At 58.4% G+C, this 18,084-nt stretch carries 22 protein-coding genes, 2 tRNA genes and 1 pseudogene; 8 read left to right on the forward strand and 17 right to left on the reverse strand.

The annotated features are described in order from the left end of the window. Positions 1 to 237: 237 nt before the first annotated feature. Positions 238 to 891 carry a methyl-accepting chemotaxis protein gene (locus tag PSH65_RS31840; protein WP_370694703.1) on the forward strand — a complete coding sequence of 218 codons (654 nt, stop codon included), beginning with the start codon at positions 238 to 240 and terminating at the stop codon, positions 889 to 891. Positions 892 to 922: 31 nt separating this feature from the next. Here the strand turns inward: PSH65_RS31840 and PSH65_RS15375 are convergent, their stop codons facing one another. Together PSH65_RS15375 and PSH65_RS15380 are read right to left on the reverse strand one after the other, a co-directional pair. Continuing rightward, positions 923 to 1,696 carry an L-iditol 2-dehydrogenase gene (locus PSH65_RS15375; protein ID WP_305426844.1) on the reverse strand — a complete coding sequence of 258 codons (774 nt, stop codon included), beginning with the start codon at positions 1,694 to 1,696 and terminating at the stop codon, positions 923 to 925. Between the two features lie 188 nt (positions 1,697 to 1,884). Then, positions 1,885 to 3,195, reverse strand: a complete 1,311-nt coding sequence (locus PSH65_RS15380; RefSeq protein ID WP_305426845.1) for a sugar ABC transporter substrate-binding protein — start codon at positions 3,193 to 3,195, stop codon at positions 1,885 to 1,887. A gap of 323 nt (positions 3,196 to 3,518) precedes the next feature. Between PSH65_RS15380 and PSH65_RS15385 the strand changes: the two genes are divergently transcribed. From PSH65_RS15385 to PSH65_RS15395, 3 genes are all read left to right on the forward strand, one after another. After that, on the forward strand, positions 3,519 to 4,424 hold the full coding sequence (locus tag PSH65_RS15385) for an AraC family transcriptional regulator (RefSeq protein ID WP_305426846.1): 906 nt from the start codon (positions 3,519 to 3,521) through the stop codon (positions 4,422 to 4,424). Between the two features lie 294 nt (positions 4,425 to 4,718). Beyond that, positions 4,719 to 4,792: transfer RNA gene (locus PSH65_RS15390), tRNA-Cys, on the forward strand. 195 nt (positions 4,793 to 4,987) lie between these two features. Next, positions 4,988 to 5,074 (forward strand) — tRNA-Leu (locus PSH65_RS15395). Between the two features lie 405 nt (positions 5,075 to 5,479). Here the strand turns inward: PSH65_RS15395 and PSH65_RS15400 are convergent. Continuing rightward, positions 5,480 to 5,635, reverse strand: coding sequence for a hypothetical protein (locus tag PSH65_RS15400; RefSeq protein ID WP_305426847.1), 156 nt, complete (start codon positions 5,633 to 5,635; stop codon positions 5,480 to 5,482). 173 nt (positions 5,636 to 5,808) lie between these two features. Between PSH65_RS15400 and PSH65_RS15405 the strand changes: the two genes are divergently transcribed. Together PSH65_RS15405 and PSH65_RS15410 are read left to right on the forward strand one after the other, a co-directional pair. After that, positions 5,809 to 6,069, forward strand: a complete 261-nt coding sequence (locus tag PSH65_RS15405) for a hypothetical protein (protein ID WP_305426848.1) — start codon at positions 5,809 to 5,811, stop codon at positions 6,067 to 6,069. Between the two features lie 186 nt (positions 6,070 to 6,255). Then, positions 6,256 to 6,465, forward strand: a pseudogene (locus tag PSH65_RS15410) (TetR/AcrR family transcriptional regulator); the annotation flags it as partial. A 5-nt stretch (positions 6,466 to 6,470) separates the two neighbouring features. Here the strand turns inward: PSH65_RS15410 and PSH65_RS15415 are convergent. From PSH65_RS15415 to PSH65_RS15455, 9 genes are all read right to left on the reverse strand, one after another. Next, positions 6,471 to 6,896 (reverse strand): hypothetical protein, encoded by a 426-nt coding sequence (locus tag PSH65_RS15415; protein WP_305426849.1) that lies wholly within the window; start codon positions 6,894 to 6,896, stop codon positions 6,471 to 6,473. A 48-nt stretch (positions 6,897 to 6,944) separates the two neighbouring features. Then, positions 6,945 to 7,229 carry a hypothetical protein gene (locus tag PSH65_RS15420; protein ID WP_305426850.1) on the reverse strand — a complete coding sequence of 95 codons (285 nt, stop codon included), beginning with the start codon at positions 7,227 to 7,229 and terminating at the stop codon, positions 6,945 to 6,947. 301 nt (positions 7,230 to 7,530) lie between these two features. Continuing rightward, entirely contained in the window at positions 7,531 to 7,761 is a 231-nt protein-coding gene (locus PSH65_RS15425) for a hypothetical protein (protein ID WP_008012835.1), read from the reverse strand. A 130-nt stretch (positions 7,762 to 7,891) separates the two neighbouring features. Then, positions 7,892 to 8,149: a hypothetical protein gene (locus PSH65_RS15430; protein ID WP_305426851.1), complete on the reverse strand. Its 258-nt coding sequence runs from the start codon at positions 8,147 to 8,149 to the stop codon at positions 7,892 to 7,894. Positions 8,150 to 8,218: 69 nt separating this feature from the next. Then, a complete protein-coding gene (locus tag PSH65_RS15435) occupies positions 8,219 to 9,256 on the reverse strand; it encodes a DNA topoisomerase IB (RefSeq protein ID WP_305426852.1) in 1,038 nt (345 codons plus the stop codon). 87 nt (positions 9,257 to 9,343) lie between these two features. Then, entirely contained in the window at positions 9,344 to 10,423 is a 1,080-nt protein-coding gene (gene modC, locus PSH65_RS15440) for a molybdenum ABC transporter ATP-binding protein (protein WP_305426853.1), read from the reverse strand. Between the two features lie 3 nt (positions 10,424 to 10,426). Then, positions 10,427 to 11,107, reverse strand: coding sequence for a molybdate ABC transporter permease subunit (gene modB, locus PSH65_RS15445; protein WP_305426854.1), 681 nt, complete (start codon positions 11,105 to 11,107; stop codon positions 10,427 to 10,429). Then, the gene (modA, locus tag PSH65_RS15450; RefSeq protein WP_305426855.1) at positions 11,108 to 11,866 is read right to left on the reverse strand and encodes a molybdate ABC transporter substrate-binding protein; all 759 of its coding nucleotides are present in this window, start codon (positions 11,864 to 11,866) and stop codon (positions 11,108 to 11,110) included. A 188-nt stretch (positions 11,867 to 12,054) separates the two neighbouring features. Further along, the gene (locus tag PSH65_RS15455) at positions 12,055 to 13,119 is read right to left on the reverse strand and encodes a nitronate monooxygenase family protein (RefSeq protein ID WP_305426856.1); all 1,065 of its coding nucleotides are present in this window, start codon (positions 13,117 to 13,119) and stop codon (positions 12,055 to 12,057) included. 159 nt (positions 13,120 to 13,278) lie between these two features. Here PSH65_RS15455 and PSH65_RS15460 point away from each other — a divergent pair, with 159 nt between their 5' ends. Further along, on the forward strand, positions 13,279 to 14,262 hold the full coding sequence (locus PSH65_RS15460) for an MDR family oxidoreductase (protein WP_305426857.1): 984 nt from the start codon (positions 13,279 to 13,281) through the stop codon (positions 14,260 to 14,262). 40 nt (positions 14,263 to 14,302) lie between these two features. Next, positions 14,303 to 14,791 carry a GyrI-like domain-containing protein gene (locus PSH65_RS15465; RefSeq protein ID WP_305426858.1) on the forward strand — a complete coding sequence of 163 codons (489 nt, stop codon included), beginning with the start codon at positions 14,303 to 14,305 and terminating at the stop codon, positions 14,789 to 14,791. Here the strand turns inward: PSH65_RS15465 and ada are convergent. The 5 genes from ada to PSH65_RS15490 form a co-directional block, all read right to left on the reverse strand. Beyond that, complete coding sequence (gene ada / locus PSH65_RS15470; RefSeq protein WP_305426859.1) at positions 14,755 to 15,828, reverse strand: bifunctional DNA-binding transcriptional regulator/O6-methylguanine-DNA methyltransferase Ada; 1,074 nt, start codon at positions 15,826 to 15,828, stop codon at positions 14,755 to 14,757. The genes PSH65_RS15465 and ada overlap by 37 nt on opposite strands. A gap of 87 nt (positions 15,829 to 15,915) precedes the next feature. Further along, a complete protein-coding gene (gene alkB, locus PSH65_RS15475; protein ID WP_305426860.1) occupies positions 15,916 to 16,596 on the reverse strand; it encodes a DNA oxidative demethylase AlkB in 681 nt (226 codons plus the stop codon). Beyond that, complete coding sequence (locus PSH65_RS15480) at positions 16,586 to 17,296, reverse strand: 2OG-Fe(II) oxygenase (RefSeq protein ID WP_305426861.1); 711 nt, start codon at positions 17,294 to 17,296, stop codon at positions 16,586 to 16,588. The genes alkB and PSH65_RS15480 overlap by 11 nt, the downstream gene beginning before the upstream one ends. A 127-nt stretch (positions 17,297 to 17,423) precedes the next feature. Continuing rightward, a complete protein-coding gene (locus tag PSH65_RS15485; protein WP_162232616.1) occupies positions 17,424 to 17,594 on the reverse strand; it encodes a hypothetical protein in 171 nt (56 codons plus the stop codon). Positions 17,595 to 17,622: 28 nt separating this feature from the next. After that, a complete protein-coding gene (locus PSH65_RS15490) occupies positions 17,623 to 17,925 on the reverse strand; it encodes a DUF1883 domain-containing protein (protein WP_007900033.1) in 303 nt (100 codons plus the stop codon). Between the last annotated feature and the right edge of the window lie 159 nt (positions 17,926 to 18,084).

Here is an 18,084-nt window from a genome sequence, read left to right on the forward strand (position 1 = left end):
AGCAACTTGATTCGCAGCCTGGCGATCATGCAGCGCGATCTGCGCGGCATGATCGAGGTGGTTCGCAGCAACGCCCATGGCGTCAGTGGCATGAGCCAGCAATTGAGCAGCGGCTGCCATCAGGTCGCGGGCAGCAGCCAGCAACAAAGCGTCGCCGCCAGCACCATGGCCGCAGCCGCCAGTGAGATGACCGCGAGCATCGAGGAAATCACCCGGCATGCCGAGCGCGCACTGGACATGGCCAACCAGGCCGAGGAACTGGCCAAGGACGGCGGTCGCGTGATCCATCAGGTGGTCAGCGACATGGACGGTATTGCGCGTTCGGCGCAGCAGTCGGCCCAGGTGATCCGCACCCTGGACAAAGAGTCTGAGGGGATTTTCAGCATCATTCAGGTGATCAAGGGCATCGCCGATCAAACCAACCTGCTGGCGCTTAACGCCGCCATCGAGGCCGCCCGCGCCGGTGAACAGGGCCGTGGTTTTGCCGTGGTGGCCGATGAGGTGCGCAGCCTGGCGGGCCGTACCAGCGCCTCCACCCAGGAAATCGCCGCCATGGTCGCGCGCATCCAGCAAAGTACCCGCGAGGCGGTCACCAGCATGGAAGCGGGCGTTGCACAGGTCGACAAAGGCATGGCGGTGACCGCCGATGTCGAGCGTGCCATCCGCGAAATCCTCCAGGCCACCCTCAACACCACTGAGTTGGTCAATGACATCAGCCGCACGATCGGTGAACAGAGCCTGGCCAGTAACGAAATCGCCCATCAGGTGGAAATGATTGCCGGCATGTCCGAAGGCAACAGCAAAGTCATCAACCAGACCGCCTCGACCACCGATGAGCTGTCCACCTTGGCGGGCCAGCTTTCGCAATCGGTGGATCGGTTTCGCCTTTGAAGCATTGGCTGGCCCTGTTCCTTGGGGCCAGTCAGCTCATCCAGTTGCCGCCATCGACGTTGTAAGTCTGCGCCACGATGTACTCGCTCTCGGCCGATGCCAAAAAAATCGCCATACCGACAAGATCATCTGCCGTGCCCAGGCGTCCGTAGGGTACTTCCTGACCCGCCAGCCTTTTCTTTTCCCCGAGCGGCCGGTTCTCATATTTGGCGAACAGCGCATCGACGCCATCCCAATGCTCGCCGTCCACCACGCCCGGCGCGATGGCGTTCACGTTGATGTTATGGGGAATGAGATTGAGACCGGCCGATTGCGTGAGGCTTATCACTGCGGCTTTGGTCGCGCAATACACCGCGACGAGCGCTTCACCGCGCCGACCGGCCTGACTGGCCATGTTGATGATCTTGCCGCCGTGGCCCTGGCGGATCATCTGTCTGGCCGCGGCCTGTAGCGTGAACAGAGTCCCGGACACGTTGATCGAGAACAGACGTTCGTAGCTGTCGCGAGAAATCTCCGCAATCGGCGCGAGATCAAACAGTGCCGCGTTGTTGATCAGGATATCGAGCTTGCCTGTGGTAGCGATGACCGCTGCGATAGCGCCTTCGATTGATTGCTGATCAGTCACGTCCATCTCGACCGCATAAGCATTCGGCCCCAGCTCGGCCGCGGTGGCTTGCGCCCGTTCCAGGTTGATGTCTGCAATCGCGACCGTAGCGCCTTCGCGGATATAGGCCTGCGCGAACGTTCTCCCGATGCCTCTGGCAGAACCGGTGATAAGGGCGCTTTTGCCTTCTAAACGTTTCATTGTTCCCATCCATTCATAAGAGCTATAGAGACGCCCCGTTGAGGGCATTAAAAGCGGTCGTCCGTCTGCAAAGAACCCAGTGGGAGCGGGCTTGCCCGCGAAGACGGCGTGTCAGACGACATCAATGTTGAATGTGCCGGCCTCTTCGCGGGCAAGCCCGCTCCCACAGTGATTGCGTCAAGTCGTTGCTACTTGGGATAACCAGCACGCTTCATCTCGCGTTCGGTGGTTTGCTGGGCCGAGGCCAGAGCCTGTTCCACCGGCATCTGCCCGGTAAGCGCCGCAGACATCAGCTTGCCGACCGACGTGCCGATGGCCTGGAACTCAGGAATGGTCACGTACTGAATACCGACGTAAGGCACGAGTTGGACTGACGGGTGCGCAGGGTCGGCGTGCTGCATCATTTTCAGCGTGACACTGGCGAAGGGCGCGGCCTGCAAGTAGGCATCGCTATAGGTGGACATCCGCGTGCCTGGCGGTACGTTGGTGATGCCATCCTTCTCGGCGACCAATTGGATGTACTCCTTGGAGGTCGCCCACGTCACAAAGGCTTTGGCGGCCTCCTTGTGTTTGGACGTCGCCGGGATGGCCAGCGACCAGGCATAGAGCCAGGACGAGCCCTTATCGGTGACTTGTGTGGGTGCTGCGACGAAACCGACATTGTCAGCCACTTTGCTTTGGGTTTTGTCGGTGATGAAAGAGCCGGCGACGCTGGCATCGACCCAAATCGCGCATTTGCCGCTGTTGAACAGCGCCAGCGTCTCGTTGAAACCATTGCTCGAAACCCCCGGCGGGCCGTACTGCTTGAGGGTGTTGACGTAGAAGTTGGCGGCGGCGGTCCATTGCGGCCCGGTGAGTTGCGGCTGCCACTGCTCGTTGAACCAGCGTGCACCGAAGGCGTTGGACATGGTGGTCAGCAGGGCCATGTTTTCACCCCAACCGGCCTTGCCGCGCAGGCACATTCCATACTGCTCTTTATCCGGCTGATGCAGCTTGCCGGCGAACTCGCCGAGCTGCGTCCAGGTCGGGTGCGCGGGCATCGTCAGGCCGGCGTCCTTGAACAGGTCGGTACGGTAATAGGTGATGGTGCTTTCGCCATAAAACGGCAGGGCGTAGAGGGTGTCGTTGACCGACAGTCCCTGACGAACCGAGGGGAAAATATCCTCGAGGTCATAGCTGGCGGGCAGGTCTTTTATCGGTTCCAGCCAATGCTTGGCGCCCCACAGCGGCGTTTCGTAAGTACCGATGGTGAGCACGTCGAATTGACCGCCCTGAGTGGCAATGTCAGTGGTCAGGCGCTGACGCAACACGTTCTCTTCGAGTACCACCCAGTTGAGCTTCACGTCAGGGTGCAGCTGTTCGAATGTTTTGGACAGCCGCTGCATGCGGATCATGTCGCTGTTGTTCACGGTGGCGATGGTCACCGTTTCGGCAGCCTGGCAGAGCAGGGCAGAGGACAGGCCGGCGGACAGAAAAAACGCGCTTGGAATGATCTTCATCGTGTTCTCCGCTCTGCGCCTTGGGCGGCAGAGGCTCTTATTGTTGTTGTAATCCACGGTGCGAGTCATTGCAGCAACGGGATGACCACAGGATTACAGCAACCCAAGCGGTGAACAAATGAACGGCATACGTGCCACTGATACTTTTTTAACCACGCAGGAGCATGGAAAAAAGTATCAGTGGCCGCCATACAGCGCGCTAGGCTTACTGTCTGTTTAGGGGGAGTCTGACAACAGCGCCGTAGAGTCTCGAAGCAGCTTCGACTCGTCCCGGGCTTCGCGGTAGCCTTGATAAAACCAACAAAAATGGAATCGCCAGGGTGATGAACCATCACGTAACCGCAGACAAGCCGCCAGCGCTTGAAGTCATTCTGAACGAGCCCCAGCAAAGCTTTCGTTGGTATGAGCATGACTATCCCTTCGACCTTGCTCGCTGGAACCATCATCCGGAATTCGAGATCCACCTGATCCGCGAAGGCAGCGGCCGGCTATTGGCCGGTGACTACATTGGCCTGTTCGAGGCCGGCCACGTCGCCCTGATCGGCCCCGGTCTGCCACACGACTGGATCAGCGATCTGGGCAAAGGGGAGGTGATTGCCGGCCGCGACGTCGTGTTGCAATTCGATGGTCAGATGCTGATGCAACTGCGCGACAAGATCCCTGAACTCAGCGAATTGCAAAACCTGTTTCGCCAAGCGGCCCAGGGCATCCAGTTTCACGGCATTACCCGCAAGAAAGCGGCCCGACTGCTGGAAGACATGGGCCAGTGCCAAGGATTGCAGCGATTGTGCCTGTTCCTGTCGTTGCTGCAGTTGCTGGCATCGGCCCCCGAAAGTGAAAGACAGACGCTTGCCAGCCTACAATATGCGCCGATGCTCGACGCATTGACGGCCCAGCGCATGAGCATTGTCTTCGACTACATCCTCAACGATCTCGCGGATGAGCTGCGGATGTCCGTCATCGCCCAGCGCCTGGACATGAATGAACCGGCTTTCTCCAAATTCTTCAAGCGCGCCACTGGCCATACCTTCGTCGACCTGACGCGCAAACTGAGAGTCCAGCGTGCCTGCCGTCTTCTGGCGCAAAGCAGTTTCAGCGTTGCCGATATCTGCTTTGAAGTGGGTTACGCCAACTTGTCGAATTTCAATCGGCATTTCCGGCATGAAATGCAAGAGACGCCTAGTCAGTATCGGCAGCGGTTGCAACGGGTGGTGGCGGTCAGTCATTGAAGGGCTGCGATCTTTTTGGGGCACAAAAGCCAACACCTATCTTGCGATAGGTAGCGTTTTCTGTGGCGCTGAAGTGTTAGGCTCGAAAGCGACCGGGTATTGGGGATCGCGCATCTCGAATTATTTTTCTCCAGTTCTTGACATGCCTTTCGAACCAGTCCAGAATTGCGTCCATTCCTGCTTAGGGAACACGAAAACCCCTTAGATTTCAAAGGGTTGGATACTAGATTAGAATCTTGTTTCCAGATATGAGTTTACACGTTTGATGTTGTGCTACTGACATCAGATGTTTGAGGCCGAATAGCAAAATGGTTATGCAGTGGATTGCAAATCCACCTACGCCGGTTCGATTCCGACTTCGGCCTCCACTTTAAACGAGCTCCGTAGATCCATGATCTACGGAGCTTTTTTATTTTCGCAACCTTGCAAGATTTAGTCTTGAAAAGGATCTTTGCGAACTTGCTTCACCGGGGCGGGATGTATATATTTCCACCTCTGTTGCACAAGCGTCAGAACTGCCAGATCGTTATTGGTCAGTCTTCAGACTGCTTTACCGCGCTACCGCCCGAATGGCGAAACTGGTAGACGCATGGGACTTAAAATCCCCCGCTCGTAAGGGCGTGCCGGTTCGATTCCGGCTTCGGGCACCATCTAAAATCAAGGGTTTGCGGGCGAAAGCTAATGCAAACCCTTGTTTGTTTCTGGTCCGCTATTTTGGAGTTGGTCCGCAATTCACTTGGTTGGCGAAGCTTTTTTGCCCTTGCGGTTGCGTATGATCTGGTGGACCAGTGGGCTGATTTGTTAGTCGTACTCATTTTCTTTGGTCATGGGGATTCCTCGCCCACCGACCGGCAGGCTTTATGATTTAATGGGAGTGATTCTTAAAAGGAGTGGTAGAAATTATGGAAAATGCATTTAGAAAGCCGCTGTTCGTAGTAGGGATGTCACTCTTTGTCTGCGGTTTGGGTGTTGAAAGCCCTGGACTCTGGATTCCGGGAGCCGCGTTTATGTTGATCGGATGGAGTCAGCGGAGTAAGTGAGCTCCACTGTAATGATCATGGCGTCACCCGTCGGCCCCAGATGCAAACAGGGCCATCCTCGGCGTCGTGGATTGAAAGGATGAACCAGCCCGATTCGTTCTGAAGCATCCCGCAGCGCTCCATCACTGCGTAGATGGCCTTGTCGCTCATTTCGTTTGTCCACTCGTTCATACAGCCTCCTTGGTTTCAGTTAGATCATGGGCATTTACAACCGTCATGCCGACGGCAGCGATTTTGTTTTCTGTGGGCATGGGGCGTCCTATGCCGGGTCATACCCGGGCGGTGCAAAGGTTGATTGAGGCGAGATCAACTACAGTTGATAGATCATTTAGAAGGAGGTGTGTATGAGCATCACCGTCTGCGTCGTATGTGGTGATAGCGCCGAGAAAGCTTATCCAGTAGGCAGTTTTGATGAGTTTAAATGTCCGAGCTGTGGCTACTACTCAGTCGATCGGCAGTTGATTGACGAGATGGAGGCGGCAGATCAGGTCTTTGACACTGAGCGTACGCAGCAATATTTGAGGATCCACTCTCGGCCGGGCCAAGTGCCTGCGATTACACGTGACGAGACTACAAAGCATCAATTAATTTTGGAGAGCACATGACAAAGGTGAGGGGTTGGTCAGGCTGCCACCTGCTGCTTTTCCTGGTGAAGCGCTCCCTGTACTGCTTCGACGACTCTCCGCAGATATGTAAACTTGTGGTTTTCCTCTTTGGCACGATCGCCAGCAGGGTAGTGCCACTCTTCGCCAAATAGCTCGGTCAGCAGGTCGCTGTGGTGCCAGCATTCTTTGGCCGATGCGATGTTGCGGGTGTTTCCCGGCAGCGATGGGCAGCAAGTAACCGATGCCGCCTTTTTGATTTGGCACCTGGGTGAGGCGACCATGCGATTGGCCATCTCTTGCGCGCCCGACGAGGGCCGGCGCCTGGTCGAGGCGTACAAGCGCATGTCGCTGGGTGAAATCATGGCACCGGCGACCATGAGTACCTTCAGCTCATAAAACAGCTACTTCTCCGTCCATTTCCCGCCACCGGTTTCGCAATCGATCTTGGCCTGCGGCAGGTTCTCGACGCTGTAGTAATACGTGATGACCTGGGCATTGTCGGGAATGTTCAGTGGTTTGCTGTTCTTGTCTTTGCTGATGGCTTGAGGGTTGGCCAGCGCCTCTGCAGTCAGTGTGCCCAGGCAGGTGGCCCGATAGTGATCGCCGCACTGCGCGACTTTTTTCTTGGTGCTGGTCAGCATTTCCTTGCTCTCATTGCTGCAGGACCAGTCAATAGAGTCCACAGGCATGCCTTCGTATTCATAGCAGGAGTGTGTTTCGATCACGGGAACTGAAGGGCTTTGGGACCGGGTTTTGACGTCGCCCCCTTGCGCCATCACCCACGTGGGACACAGGCAGACGATCAGAATCAGAAGAAGTCTGTTCATCGGTATTTCCTCCACCTATAGCGCCCCGTGTGGGGATCAAGGAGTCAGCTACACGAATGGCTGGCCGGTAAAACCACGCGGCAGTCTTTGCAAACCGGGCATTTCGATCAGCCGCTGAGTCCAGGCCGCGCGCCAGTCATTGGCGGTGTGGCTGGCTTTGGCCTTGCGTGCGGCCCGACGTGCAGCGTTGCGTTCGGCTTTGCGTGCTTCTTTGAACGCATCGGTATTGCGGCAGCTTCTGCATTTGACGCGGGTCAGTATGCTGCTTGAAGTCAGGTTGCTGCCTTTGTGTCCACAGGCCAGGTGCCCGCCGATTTTGAAGTGAGTGACCATGGGGTATCTCCTTCGTGATGTGTAATCGTTCGACAGGCGGGCGAGGGCGTTCGTTCGTTATATAGCAGGCAAAAAAAGGCCCGCATGCGGGCGGGCCAGGGGATTTCTTGAAAGGAGTGGGTGCACTGTAAAGGGGGAATTGTGAAGACGGTGTGAAATGGCAAAGGGCACAACAAAAAAAGCCCGGCAAACCTGGCCGGGTGGGTGTGTAGCGCAGACAGGAATAAGCCTGGTGACGATAATGTCACCGATCAGGCGTCCTGACTCGGGCTCTGTCCCTGGTTTGAGTACCTTGGTCGACTCATCTGAAACGAGGCAGCGGCGGCTCGACAGGTTTGAGTGAAGACAGCGCGCTGCGAATCTGCGGCGTGTCTTTCTCGATGTCATTCAGACGATCGCGAATCCTGAGGGCTGTCGGATGCCCCCCTTGATTATCGACCCAATCGGCGATTTCCTTGCACGCTGCGGCAAGGCGCGCCTGACGGGAGTCAAGCAGGGTGAGCAGGGTGGTGATGGACTCTTTCTCGGACATGACATACACCTCCGTTCAAAGAAATCGGGTAAAGGGCAACAAAAAGCCCGCGGGGAGCGAGCTTTCTGCCGATGGGTCGCTGATCCTTCAGCTCCTTTGAGTATAGACCCGGAAATAAAACAGGTCAGCTTCAGGCCTGCCGGGACTTTGGCGAGCTGACCGCGTTAAGCCGCCGACACTCGCGGGCGGCATCTTCTTCAAGATCGAAGCCGTCACCGATGAAGCCGCGAGTGCGGGTATCGGCGATGCGATACCAGACGGCAGCGTCGGGTGGTGGGTGATCGGGTTCTCCAGCCCGGCGACCATGAACAATGATCTTGTTGCAGCGTTTCACAACGAAAATGTCTTCCATGGCGTCACCGAAGCTATTCGTATTCAGATCAAGCATAGAAGCCCTTTGCAATCACGCAAAAAAAGGGCAGGTCAGTTCGTCGGTTTAGTTCGCCTCGAAGAGGTCTTACGGTGTTTCCGCCGTCTCGATAAGTTTATCCAGAAGCACTGCCAGCGCGACTTCTTCGGCCCTGAGCCTTTTACGCCCCCTCGATCGCGGCAGTTCGGATAATGCGCCCTGCATAAAACCATCGACCACCGCCGGGTGGATGTAGCACTTGCGGCAAACCGCCGGGGTATTGCCCAGTTGCCGGGCGACGCTCTTGACCATTTCCACCACATGCCGCTTCGCGTCGGCTTCCGATTCCCACTGCAACTTGCGCAGCACCGCCAACGCCAGCGCACTGCCGGCCCAGGTGCGGTAGTCCTTGGCGGTGAAATCGGCACCGGTCAGCGTCTGCAAGTAGGCGTTGACGTCGGAGGAACTGATGGTGTGCCGCTCGCCGTTTTCGTCCAGATACTGAAAGAGGTTTTGCCCGGGGATTTCCAGGCAACGCTTGATGATCCGCGCCAGCCGCCTGTCTTTTACGGTGATCTGGTGCTCGATGCCGCTCTTGCCACGAAACTGGAACAGGATCGCGCTGCCGTTGACCTCGACATGACGGTTGCGCAGGGTCGTCAGGCCATAGGAGCGATTGTCCCGGGCGTATTGCGTATTGCCGACCCGGATCAGCGTCGCATCGAGCAACGTAATCACCGTGGCCATGACTTTGTCGCGGCTGAAGCCGGGCGCGGCCAGCAGCGCTTCCAGCTGTTTACGCAGTTTCGGCAGGGCCAGGCCGAAGTCCCGCAAGCGCGAGTATTTGTCGGCATCGCGCACTTCCCGCCAGCGCGGGTGATAACGGTATTGCTTGCGGCCGCGAGCGTCGCGGCCGGTGGCTTGCAGATGACCGCGCGGGTCGGGGCAAATCCACACATCGGTGTAGGCGGGCGGCACCGCAAGTGCATTGATGCGTTTGACTTCATCCGGATCGGTAATGCGCTGACCCGCCGGGTCGAAGTAGCAAAACTTGCCACGCAGGATCTTGCGGCTGATGCCGGGCTGGCTGTCATCGACGTAATGCAGGTCGGACGGCAGAACATCAGGCAACGCGGTATCTGGCATGACGGGCAATCCTGGGCGACGAATCATGGGGCGTTAAGCCATTGACCGCGCACTGTTGCCGGGGTGCCTAAAGAGTGCCGACAGATTTTATGCCAGCACCGCCACCGCTTTGATTTGCGCCCAGAGTTGCTGTCCGGGGTGCACGCCCAATTGATCCCGCGAATAGCGGGTAATCCGCGCCAACAGCGGTGTACCGGCCGCGTTCAGGCGGATCAGTACGTGAGCGGCGTTATCGGCGCCGATTTCACTGATCACCGTGACCGGCAGACGATTGAGAATGCTGCTGTGCTCGACACCTTGCAGGCTCAGGCTGACATCCCGCGCCTGGACCTTGCAGCGCAGTGCCTGGCCTTCAGCCATCGGCGAATGGGCGACCCGAATGCTTAGCTCCGTGTTGGGCAGTTGCAAGGTCAACAACTGGTAGTCGGCGTCATAGGCGCTGACGTGCCCTTCGATCACCACGCCAGCGTCGTCGCCCAGCGCCAGCGGCAGATCGAGCCGGGCCAGGGTTTCGCCGATGGGGGCGCTGGCCAAAGCCTTGCCGTTGCTGAGCAGGACAAGGTGGTCGGCGAGCCGCGCGACTTCATCCTGGGAATGGCTGACGTACAGTACGGGGATGTCCAGTTCATCGTGCAGCCGTTGCAGGTAAGGCAGTATTTCGTTTTTACGCTGGGTATCGAGCGCCGCCAGCGGTTCGTCCATCAACAAGAGTTTCGGGCTGGTAAGCAGGGCGCGAGCGATGCCGATCCGCTGGCGTTCGCCGCCAGAAAGGTTCTGCGGATCACGGCCCAGCAAATGACCAATCCCCAGCAACTCGGTGGCATGGGTCATGTCGACCCGGCGCTGTTGGCGAGGGATGCGCCGGAGGCCGAACTCAAGATTGGCCCGCACCGACAGATGTGGAAAAAGGCTGGCTTCCTGGAAGACGTAACCCAAGGCGCGTTTATGTGGCGGGACGAAAATCCCTTTGTCACTGTCCTGCCAGACTTCATCGTTGACCTGAATAAAACCCTGCTCGGCCTGTTCCAGACCGGCGATGCAGCGCAGGCAGGTGGTTTTGCCCGAGCCGGAATGGCCGTACAGCGCCGTCACTCCGCGGCCGGGCAGTTGCAGGTCCACATCCAGGGAGAATCCCGAATAATTCAGTTTCAAGCGCGTATGAATCATCGATCAGCTCCAGACCGCTTTGGTTTTACGGCTGGAGTAGAGCGCCAGCAATACTGCAAAAGAAAACACCAACATCGCCCCGGCCAGCCAATGAGCCTGGGCGTATTCCATGGCTTCGACGTGATCGTAGATCTGCACCGAAACCACGCGGGTCTTGTCGGGAATGTTGCCGCCGATCATCAGCACCACACCAAACTCGCCGACGGTGTGGGCAAAACCGAGAATGGCCGCGGTGATGAAACCGGGGCGGGCCAGCGGCACAATCACGCTGAAGAACGTGTCCCAGGGATTGGCGCGCAAGGTGGCAGCCACTTCCAGTGGGCGAGTGCCGATGGCAGAAAAAGCATTTTGCAGTGGCTGGACCACGAACGGCATCGAGTACAGCACCGAGCCGATCACCAGCCCCGCAAAACTGAAGGTCAGGGTGCCAAGGCCCAGCGATTGGGTGAACTGACCGATCCAGCCGTTCGGGCCGAGCGCCAGCAACAAATAAAAGCCGATCACTGTGGGCGGTAGCACCAGGGGCAGGGCGACGATCGCCCCGACCGGGCCGCGCAGCCAGGAGCGGGTGCGCGACAGCCATAACGCAATCGGAGTGCCGATGACCAATAGGATCACGGTCGTCAGGGACGCCAGTTTGAGGGTCAGCCAGATGGCGGAATAATCGGCACTCGATAGCGTCATTTAGAGTTGGTAACCGTAGGATTTGATGACAGCGGCGGCTTTCGGACCTTTTAGGTAGTCAACCAGTGCCTTGGCGGCCGGGTTGTCCTTGCCCTTATTGAGGATCACCGCGTCTTGTTTGATCGGGTCATGCAGGTCGGTCGGAACGATCCAGGCCGAACCGTTGGTGACTTTGCCGTCTTTGTAGATCTGCGACAAGGCCACAAAACCGAGTTCGGCATTGCCGGTGGAGACGAATTGGTAGGCCTGGGTGATGTTCTGGCCTTCGACGATCTTGTCTTTGACCTTGTCGGTCAGGCCTTGCTTGGCCAGTACTTGAGTGGCGGCCAGGCCATACGGGGCAGCTTTCGGGTTGGCGATGGACAGATGCTGATACTGATTGTCGCTCAGCACCTTGCCCTTGGTGTCGACGTAACTGGCCTTGGCCGACCACAGCGCCAGAGTGCCGACGGCATAGGTGAAGCGTGAGCCTTTGACCGTGTCGCCTTCTGCCTCGAGTTTTTGCGGGGTGGTGTCGTCTGCCGAGAGGAGCACTTCGAACGGCGCGCCGTTCTTGATCTGGGTGTAGAACTGGCCGGTTGCACCAAAGGACGTGACCAATTTGTGCCCGGTGTCTTTCTCGAAATCGGCCGCGATGGCCTGAATCGGCGCAGTGAAGTTGGCGGCAACGGCGACCTGGACTTCATCCGCCTGGGCGGATCCGAAAGCGAACACGGTGAACAGGCACGCGGGGGCAAAACGTGAGGCACGAATGGTCATGAAACGGCTCCGTGGTAGGCGAGTTAAACGCTATATAGCGGAATATATAGCGGATTGCCTGTAAACGGAACTTGCCGAATGCAGAGAGCAGGCTGGCACCGGATTTGTGGTAAGGAGGGCTACTTGTGGCTAGAGGGGCTTCCTGTGGCGAGGGAGCCCCCTAGCCACAGGTTTTTGTTGGTCGCTGTTTAGCGATGAGTCAGTTTGGCCAACGCCTCATCCGCCAACCGCCGGGTCAACTCTGCCGAACTCATTTCAACGCCCAGCGTAAACGCCTGCCCCGCCCAAAGGTTGCTGAAATCCGCTTCCCCTTTGGCCCGCAACGGCATCAACGCACCGCCCGCCAAGGGAAAGGCCGGCGCTTTGTCACACATCGGCCCCAGTTCACGCATCACCCGATTAAGAATCCCGCGTGCCGGGCGCCCGGTGAAAATGTTGGTGACCGCCGTCTCGCTTTCCTTGGCCGTGCGCAACGCCTTCTGGTGAGACGCGCTGACCTTGGCCTCGGGCGTGAACAAATAAGCCGTACCCACCTGGACCGCCGAAGCGCCCAGCAGAAAAGCCGCCGCGACGCCCCGCGCATCTCCAATCCCGCCCGCTGCAATCACGGGCACGTTCACCGCATCGACGATCTGTGGCACCAGGGCAAAGGTCCCCACCTGGCTACTCAGGTCATCACTGAGGAACATCCCCCGGTGGCCGCCAGCTTCGTAACCCATGGCGATGATCGCGTCGCAACCATGCTGTTCCAGCCAGACGGCTTCTTCGACCGTAGTCGCCGAGGAAAGGATTTTCGCTCCGGTGGCTTTTACCCGATCCAACAGGGACTTTTCCGGCAGGCCGAAGTGAAAACTCACCACTTCAGGACGAAACTCTTCGAGCACTTCGCAGGCCGCATTATCGAACGGTGCACGATTGGACACCGGCGTCGGTGCGTCGAAATCGACACCCAATTCCCGATAGTACGGTTCCAGCAGGTTCTTCCAGTCCCGGGCACGTTGCTCATCGGGCGGTGGAGGTTGATGGCAGAAAAAATTGACGTTGAACGGGCGCTGGGTGTGTTGGCGAATCGTTTTCAGCTCCTCGCGCAACTGCTCGATGCTCAGCATCGCGGCGGGCATCGAGCCCAGGCCGCCAGCGTTGCTTGCCGCAATCACCATGGCCGACGTCGTCGCGCCAGCCAGAGGGGCCTGAATGATCGGCAGTTCGATCCCGAGCAGGTCAAGAATGCGGGTGTCTGGCCATTGACTCATGTGCAGTGTTCTCCGACATCGGTAGAGGCGAATTTGTATCAGTAATGACTGACGCAAGGCCAGTCGAGTTTGAGGATTGACTTAAAGTCGGCTACGGCGATGTGTTTTCATGTGTTATTCAACAGCACGACAACTGAGCGATTCCATCGGGAGGCAGTGATGTTCAAAGGCATTTTGATCGACAAGGACGACAGCAGTTACCGGGCCACCCTGCAAGAGATCAATGACGATCAATTGCCTGAAGGCGATGTGACCGTGCGTGTGGCGTACAGCACGCTGAACTTCAAGGATGGCCTGGCGATCACCGGCAGCAGCCCGGTGGTGCGCAAATTCCCGATGGTGCCGGGGATCGATCTGGCGGGCACTGTCGAAGTCAGCGGTCATCCGGACTACAAGGCCGGTGATCAAGTCCTGCTCAATGGCTGGGGCGCGGGCGAAGGACATTGGGGCGGATTGGCGCAGAAAGCTCGCCTGAATGGCGACTGGCTGATCCCGTTGCCCAAAGCATTCACCGCCGCGCAAGCGATGGCCATTGGCACGGCCGGTTACACGGCGATGCTGAGCATCCTGGCGCTGGAGCACAACGGCGTGAACCCCGACCAAGGCGAAGTGCTGGTGACGGGCGCCAACGGTGGCGTAGGCAGTTTCGCCATCACACTGCTGAGCAAACTCGGGTACCGCGTGGTGGCATCCACCGGTCGCACCGCCGAGCACGAATACCTCAAGCAACTGGGCGCCAGCGAAATCATCGACCGTGCCACGTTGTCGGAGCCGGGCAAACCGCTGACCAAGGAACGTTGGGCGGCGGTGATCGATTCGGTCGGCAGCCACACGCTGGCCAACGCTTGCGCAAGCACTCGGGCCAACGGCACCGTCGCCGCCTGCGGTCTGGCCCAAGGCATGGACTTTCCGGCCTCCGTCGCGCCGTTCATTTTGCGCGGTGTGACCCTGGCCGGCATCAACAGCGTGACCCAGCCCAAAGCCAAGCGGATAGTGGCCTGGAATCGCCTGGCCAAGGATCTGGACTTCGCCTTGCTGCCGCTGATCAGTCACGAAATCGGCTTGAGTGAAACCATCGATGCGGCGCGGCGTTTGCTCGCCGGCCAGTTGCGCGGCCGGGTAGTGGTCGACGTCAATCGTTGATCGTCTCGGCACACATCAGATAGAGAAGGAAGTATCAGTAATGGATGTAAAGCTGCGTGAAGTGCTGCCCTTTAGCGTCTCGGGTTTGCAGGTGCGAACCCTCAATGCCGCAGAACAGCAGCCCGATACCGCGCGTATCGGCCCTATGTGGGAACAATTTTTCGTTGAGGACGTTTTCGACAAGATCGCCGACAAACAGCCGGATTCCTTTATGTACGGCGTCTATTCCAACTACGAGTCCGACGCTTCTGGCCACTTCGATGTGACCGCGGGTGCAGCGGTCACCGCGCCCTCGGAGGACTTTGCGCAGATTCAAATTGAAGGTGGTGATTACCTGGTGTTCAGCGCCAAAGGGCCGATGCCCGACAGCGTCATTCAGACGTGGGGCCTGATCTGGGCTTACTTCGAGGATAACCCGCAGGTTCGCCGCAAGTTCGCCACGGATTTCGAGGTCTACACCGGCCCGGAGACCGTGGCGGTCTATATCGGCATTCAGGATTCAGCCGCGCTCTCGCGTTCAAGCAACTGACGCTTGCGCTCCACGCCCCAGCGATAGCCCGACAGGTTGCCATCGCTGCGCACCACTCGATGGCAAGGGATCGCCACCGCCAGGCTGTTCGCGCCACAGGCCTGGGCCACGGCGCGCACGGCTTTCGGTGCGCCGATGCGCTGAGCGATATCGGCATAACTGGCGGTGCTGCCGGCGGGAATCTCCCGTAGGGCTTGCCACACCCGCTCCTGAAACGCCGTGCCGCGTACGTCCAGCGGCAGGTCCAGGCCGAGGGCCGGGGCTTCGATAAAACCCACCACTTTGGCAATCAACTGCTCGAACTCATGATCGGCGCCAATCAGATTGGCGCGCCTAAACTTGTCCTGCAGATCACAGACCAATTGATGCGGGTCGTCCCCCAACAGAATCGCGCAGACGCCGCGCTCACTTTGCGCCACCAGAATCGCTCCCAGAGAACACTGGCCGACGGCAAAACGAATGTCGTTGTTCTGCCCGGCCGCCCGGTAATCGCCGGGCTTCATGCCCAGCAGTTGATCCGCTGCTTCATAGAAACGGCTGTTGGAGTTGAATCCTGCGTCATACAGCGCATCGGTGACCGTGCCTCCATCCGCCAGGCGTTCGCGAACTTTGCGTGAACGATGGGCGGTGGCGTAGCCCTTGGGCGTCAGACCGGTAATGGCCTTGAACACGCGATGGAAGTGGAAACTGCTCAGACCGGCAGCGTCCGCCAGTTCATTCAGCGCGGGCAAGGTCTCGGCGGATTCGATGTGACGGCATGCGGCGGCTACGGTCGTGGCGTGTTGTGCGGCGATGTCGCTTTGATCTTTCGCCGCTCGTTTGCTGGGGCGATAACCCGCCGCCTGAGCTTGTTCGGCGGTGTCGAAGAACTCGACATTCTGCGGCTTCGGCAAACGCGCCAGGCTGCTGGGGCGGCAGTAGATACCGGTGGTTTTCACCGCATACACAAACTGCCCGTCGGCGCGGGGATCGCGCGCGACCACGGCGGCCCAGCGAGGATCGTTTTCGGTGGCGATATTTTTCGAATGAGTTGTCATGGCTTCATGTCCGTTGACCCGTTTCATGCAGATTAACCAGCCGCCATAGACACCACACTCCGGGTCTTGCGGTCGAATTCAACGGTTTCATTCCGCGGTACGAAAGGTGAAGTTGATCCGCTGTTCGCCCAACTGAGGGTGATAACCCTCCTTGATCGGCAATACGCCGTGATAACGCAAACGATCGACGCCGCCCCAGACCACGATGTCGCCGTGCAACAGCGGCACGCGTTGGCTTTTGGCGCTGCGTTCGAAGCCACCGAACAGGAACGTCGCGGGCAATCCCAAGGACACCGACACGATAGGGGCTGCGTAGGAACCTTCATTCTTGTCCTGATGCAATGACATCCTGGCACCGGGAATATAGCGGTTGATCAGGCAGGAATCGGGTACGAAATCCGTAAACCCTGCCTCTCGCGCCGCCGCCTGCGCCAGCTCGAAAAACACCTCGGGCATTTCAGGCCAGGGCAGGCCGGTCTGCGGATCGTTGCGAGTGTACTTGTAGCCGCTGCGGTCGGTGGTCCAGCCCCAGGTGCCGCAACTGCTCAAGGCCACCGACATGGTAAAGCCGCCGGGTGTGACCATTTGCCGAAAGGGCGCCGCTGCCAGAACCGCCTCCAATGCCGGCAGTAACCGGTCAAGCCAGGGCAGGGCGAAGCCTCTAAGCACGCAGGATTGTTCGCCGATTTGCTCGCGCCGGGGTTGCTGCTCGGGTTCGACATCGGCAAACAAATCGAGGGTAATCGGGCTCATGGGGTCATAGCGCATCGTGAAAGATGATTCCAAGGGTATGCCGTTTTCCACTGTGCAGGCGACTCACCCCGTGACGCAGGGTCACTCGGTAATAGCCGCGAACGCCTTTTACCGGGCGCTGATTCACGGCAAAAATCAACGCATCGCCTTTCTTCAGACCGATGACTTGCGGGCGCGACTGCATCCGTGGGCGTTGTTCGGTCAGCACAAATTCACCGCCGGTGAAATCTTCCCCCGGTGCTGACAGAAGAATCGCCACTTGCAGCGGGAAAACGTGTTCGCCGTACAGATCCTGATGCAAACAGTTGTAGTCCTGCGGGCCATATTGCAGCAACAAAGGCGTGGGGCGCTCCTGACCGGCGGCATGACAGCGTTGCAAAAATGCTTCGTGCGATTCGGGGAAACGGGTCGGCAGGTCCATGCATTCGTACCAGCGATTGGCGATTGGAACCAGTCGAGGGTAGAGCGCGCTACGCAACCGGGCCACCGGATCCGGCAGCGGGTACTTGAAGTACTTGTACTCACCACGGCCAAAACCGTGGCGAGCCATCACCACTTTCGAGCGAAAGGGTTCGGGCCGGTCGTACAGGGCGCTTATTTCATCGCAGGTCTCAGGGCTTAAAAACGACCGGATTAGCGCGCAGCCATCCTGATCGAGTTGCTGCTCCAGTACGGTCCAGTCGAGGGCATCGTTTTGAATCGGGTCGGTAAACAAGGGTTCTGACTCCTTGACCAAAAGGTCGAGGCGGCCAGTTTAGTGAGCGTTGCGGGAGCAAGCACTCCGGCGCTTGCGGTCGAATTCGACAGGGGAGCAGACGTCCATGTTGTCGCTCCAGGTCGAATTACAGCGCTTTACTCACGCTGATCTCGCTGATGACATCCTCAGTCTGGCCATGAATAACGTCCAGAGCAGCCTTGGCTTCTTCTTCGGTGCCGTTTTCAAGCTGGGCGAATTCGAAGCGGCGCTCGCCGTTGAGTTTGTATTTGATGACGTACTTGGTCGTCTGGGCCACGGTCATACCTGCCTGTTTTGGTGTGGGCTCAGCTCAGTTTCGAGCTGGAGCGGCGGATGATCTTGATCGAGTGTGTCAGGGTCGGTTTGCGGGTCACGCTGATCGGCCGGCGATTGACCGTGTCGATGGTGATGTTCCAGAAACCGGTGCTCGGCGCGGTGATCCGGGCCGGGAAAGTGTCGAATGCGCCGCCGTGGTAGGTATGACGGCCGCCATTCTTGAAGCTGCGGAAGTTGGCGTCGTTCATCAAGCGGATGTTGCACATTTGGGAGCACTGGATGACGACGATGTCGTCTTCGTTGAGGTGCTCGCGCTGGTGGATAAATTTCATGGGGCGCCTCCAGAAGGGCTTTTTCTACAAAATCAAAACGATAGCATGGGCGATTGGCGCAGTTTATCAGCCCGAACAGGTTATTATCCGGCTGTCGAGGTCCGCTTTGACAATTAAAAACAGTTATTCGGAATTCTATGAGCGATAAAAGCAATGAGC

This window comes from Pseudomonas sp. FP603 (assembly GCF_030687415.1).
Lineage (GTDB): Bacteria > Pseudomonadota > Gammaproteobacteria > Pseudomonadales > Pseudomonadaceae > Aquipseudomonas > Aquipseudomonas wuhanensis.

What these genes read in the sequence shown, in the direction of transcription:
- PSH65_RS15405 (WP_305426848.1), top strand. Translation starts at nt 5,809, where the DNA reads ATGAGCATCACCGTCTGCGTCGTATGTGGTGATAGCGCCGAGAAAGCT.
- PSH65_RS15435 (WP_305426852.1), bottom strand. Translation starts at nt 9,256, where the DNA reads ATGCCAGATACCGCGTTGCCTGATGTTCTGCCGTCCGACCTGCATTAC.
- PSH65_RS31840 (WP_370694703.1), top strand. Translation starts at nt 238, where the DNA reads ATGGCCAACCAGGCCGAGGAACTGGCCAAGGACGGCGGTCGCGTGATC.
- PSH65_RS15460 (WP_305426857.1), top strand. Translation starts at nt 13,279, where the DNA reads ATGTTCAAAGGCATTTTGATCGACAAGGACGACAGCAGTTACCGGGCC.
- PSH65_RS15380 (WP_305426845.1), bottom strand. Translation starts at nt 3,195, where the DNA reads ATGAAGATCATTCCAAGCGCGTTTTTTCTGTCCGCCGGCCTGTCCTCT.
- PSH65_RS15420 (WP_305426850.1), bottom strand. Translation starts at nt 7,229, where the DNA reads ATGGTCACTCACTTCAAAATCGGCGGGCACCTGGCCTGTGGACACAAA.
- PSH65_RS15415 (WP_305426849.1), bottom strand. Translation starts at nt 6,896, where the DNA reads ATGAACAGACTTCTTCTGATTCTGATCGTCTGCCTGTGTCCCACGTGG.
- PSH65_RS15465 (WP_305426858.1), top strand. Translation starts at nt 14,303, where the DNA reads ATGGATGTAAAGCTGCGTGAAGTGCTGCCCTTTAGCGTCTCGGGTTTG.
- PSH65_RS15400 (WP_305426847.1), bottom strand. Translation starts at nt 5,635, where the DNA reads ATGAACGAGTGGACAAACGAAATGAGCGACAAGGCCATCTACGCAGTG.
- PSH65_RS15430 (WP_305426851.1), bottom strand. Translation starts at nt 8,149, where the DNA reads ATGCTTGATCTGAATACGAATAGCTTCGGTGACGCCATGGAAGACATT.
- alkB (WP_305426860.1), bottom strand. Translation starts at nt 16,596, where the DNA reads ATGCGCTATGACCCCATGAGCCCGATTACCCTCGATTTGTTTGCCGAT.
- PSH65_RS15385 (WP_305426846.1), top strand. Translation starts at nt 3,519, where the DNA reads ATGAACCATCACGTAACCGCAGACAAGCCGCCAGCGCTTGAAGTCATT.
- PSH65_RS15375 (WP_305426844.1), bottom strand. Translation starts at nt 1,696, where the DNA reads ATGAAACGTTTAGAAGGCAAAAGCGCCCTTATCACCGGTTCTGCCAGA.
- ada (WP_305426859.1), bottom strand. Translation starts at nt 15,828, where the DNA reads ATGACAACTCATTCGAAAAATATCGCCACCGAAAACGATCCTCGCTGG.
- modB (WP_305426854.1), bottom strand. Translation starts at nt 11,107, where the DNA reads ATGACGCTATCGAGTGCCGATTATTCCGCCATCTGGCTGACCCTCAAA.
- modA (WP_305426855.1), bottom strand. Translation starts at nt 11,866, where the DNA reads ATGACCATTCGTGCCTCACGTTTTGCCCCCGCGTGCCTGTTCACCGTG.
- PSH65_RS15425 (WP_008012835.1), bottom strand. Translation starts at nt 7,761, where the DNA reads ATGTCCGAGAAAGAGTCCATCACCACCCTGCTCACCCTGCTTGACTCC.
- modC (WP_305426853.1), bottom strand. Translation starts at nt 10,423, where the DNA reads ATGATTCATACGCGCTTGAAACTGAATTATTCGGGATTCTCCCTGGAT.
- PSH65_RS15455 (WP_305426856.1), bottom strand. Translation starts at nt 13,119, where the DNA reads ATGAGTCAATGGCCAGACACCCGCATTCTTGACCTGCTCGGGATCGAA.
- PSH65_RS15490 (WP_007900033.1), bottom strand. Translation starts at nt 17,925, where the DNA reads ATGAAATTTATCCACCAGCGCGAGCACCTCAACGAAGACGACATCGTC.